This is a genomic window from Chengkuizengella sp. SCS-71B, assembly GCF_040100845.1.
GTDB lineage: Bacteria > Bacillota > Bacilli > Paenibacillales > KCTC-33759 > Chengkuizengella.
On record NZ_JAZHSH010000004.1, the window covers coordinates 1 to 2,937 of the forward strand.

Genomic DNA, 2,937 nt, shown 5'->3' on the forward strand with positions numbered 1-2,937 from the left:
ATGGTTAAGCTATTAAGAGCACACGGAGGATGCCTAGGCGCTAGGAGCCGAAGAAGGACGTGGCGAACAACGAAATGCCTCGGGGAGTCGTAAGCAGACCTCGATCCGGGGATGTCCGAATGGGGGAACCCACGTACTGTAATAGGTACGTACCCTAGACTGAATACATAGGTCTAGCGGAGGCAGACCAGGGGAACTGAAACATCTAAGTACCCTGAGGAAGAGAAAACAAAAGTGATTCCGTCAGTAGCGGCGAGCGAACGCGGATTAGCCCAAACCAACAGGCTTGCCTGTTGGGGTTGTGGGACACTCCACATGGAGTTACAAAGGAATGATTTAGGTGAAGCGTCTGGAAAGGCGAACCAAAGAGGGTAAAAGTCCTGTAACTAAAAAATCATTCTCTCCGGAGTGGATCCCGAGTAGTGCGGGGCACGTGAAACCCCGTATGAATCTGGCAGGACCATCTGCCAAGGCTAAATACTCCCTAGCGACCGATAGTGAAGCAGTACCGTGAGGGAAAGGTGAAAAGGACCCCGGGAGGGGAGTGAAATAGAACCTGAAACCGTGTGCTTACAAGAAGTCAGAGCCCGTTTAATGGGTGATGGCGTGCCTTTTGTAGAATGAACCGGCGAGTTACGTTAGCATGCAAGGTTAAAGTGAAGAGCTGGAGCCGCAGCGAAAGCGAGTCTGAATAGGGCGGTATGAGTATGTTGACGTAGACCCGAAACCGTGTGATCTACCCCTGTCCAGGGTGAAGGTGAGGTAACACTCACTGGAGGCCCGAACCCACTTATGTTGAAAAATGAGGGGATGAGGTGGGGGTAGCGGAGAAATTCCAATCGAACTCGGAAATAGCTGGTTCTCCCCGAAATAGCTTTAGGGCTAGCCTTGGGGGTGAGTCGTGGAGGTAGAGCACTGATTGGGTGCGGGGCCCGTCAAGGGTTACCAAGCTCAGTCAAACTCCGAATGCCATAGACTTTAAACCCCAGGAGTCAGACGGTGAGTGCTAAGATCCATCGTCAAAAGGGAAACAGCCCAGACCATCAGCTAAGGTCCCCAAGTGTGTGTTAAGTGGGAAAGGATGTGGAGTTGCACAGACAACCAGGATGTTGGCTTAGAAGCAGCCACCATTGAAAGAGTGCGTAATAGCTCACTGGTCGAGTGACTCTGCGCCGAAAATGTAACGGGGCTAAACACACCACCGAAGCTATGGCTTGATACAATGGTATCAGGGGTAGGGGAGCGTTGTGTATGGATTGAAGGTATACCGTAAGGAGTGCTGGACTGTACACAAGTGAGAATGCCGGTATAAGTAACGAAAAGACAAGTGAGAATCTTGTCCGCCGAAAGCCCAAGGTTTCCTGAGGAAGGCTCGTCCGCTCAGGGTAAGTCGGGACCTAAGGTGAGGCCGAAAGGCGTAATCGAAGGACAACAGGTTGAAATTCCTGTACCACCGTAAACCGTTATGAGCAATTGGGGTGACGCAGAAGGGAACAGTTGCAGACTGATGGATAAGTCTGTTCAAGCAGTAAGGCTGGTGTGTAGGCAAATCCGCACACTGATAAGGCTGAGCTGTGATGAGGAGGGAAAATTGTAGTACCGAAGAACTCGCACTCATGCTGCCAAGAAAAGCCTCTAGCCAGGTGAAGGTGCCCGTACCGCAAACCGACACAGGTAGGCGAGAAGAGAATTCTAAGGCGCGCGGAAGAACTCTCGTTAAGGAACTCGGCAAAATGACCCCGTAACTTCGGGAGAAGGGGTGCTCCGTTAGGGTGTATAGCCCGAGGGAGCCGCAGTGAAAAGGCCCAAGCGACTGTTTAGCAAAAACACAGGTCTGTGCGAAGCCGTAAGGCGAAGTATACGGGCTGACGCCTGCCCGGTGCTGGAAGGTTAAGGGGAATGGTTAGCCGTTTTAGGCGAAGCTATGAACCGAAGCCCCAGTAAACGGCGGCCGTAACTATAACGGTCCTAAGGTAGCGAAATTCCTTGTCAGGTAAATTCTGACCCGCACGAATGGCGTAACGATTTGGGCGCTGTCTCAACGAGAGATCCGGTGAAATTTTAATACCAGTGAAGATGCTGGTTACCCGCGACAAGACGGAAAGACCCCATGGAGCTTTACTACAACCTGATATTGAACTGGGGTACGATTTGTACAGGATAGGTGGGAGCCTTGGAAGCTGGTGCGCAAGCATCGGTGGAGGCGCCCTTGGGATACCACCCTGATCGTATTCGAGTTCTAACCTAGGCCCTTGAATCAGGGTCGGGGACCGTGTCAGGCGGGTAGTTTGACTGGGGCGGTCGCCTCCTAAAGCGTAACGGAGGCGCCCTAAGGTTCCCTCAGAATGGTTGGAAATCATTCGAAGAGTGCAAAGGCATAAGGGAGCTTGACTGCAAGACGTACAGGTCGAGCAGGGACGAAAGTCGGGCTTAGTGATCCGGTGGTACCGAATGGAAGGGCCATCGCTCAACGGATAAAAGCTACCCTGGGGATAACAGGCTTATCTCCCCCAAGAGTCCACATCGACGGGGAGGTTTGGCACCTCGATGTCGGCTCATCGCATCCTGGGGCTGAAGTAGGTCCCAAGGGTTGGGCTGTTCGCCCATTAAAGCGGTACGCGAGCTGGGTTCAGAACGTCGTGAGACAGTTCGGTCCCTATCTGTCGTGGGCGTAGGAAATTTGAGAGGAGCTGTCCTTAGTACGAGAGGACCGGGATGGACGTACCGCTGGTGTACCAGTTGTTTCGCCAGAAGCATAGCTGGGTAGCCAAGTACGGAAGGGATAAGCGCTGAAAGCATCTAAGCGTGAAGCCCCCCTCAAGATGAGATTTCCCAATTTAGTAAGACCCCTTGAAGACGACGAGGTTGATAGGTTCGGGGTGGAAGTGCAGCAATGCATGGAGCTGACGAATACTAATCGGTCGAGGGCTTATCCAA

1 rRNA gene is annotated in these 2,937 nt (G+C 52.5%); it reads left to right on the forward strand.

The features are described 5' to 3' along the window. Positions 1-2: 2 nt before the first annotated feature. Positions 3-2,937: ribosomal RNA gene (locus tag VQL36_RS21055) — 23S ribosomal RNA — on the forward strand.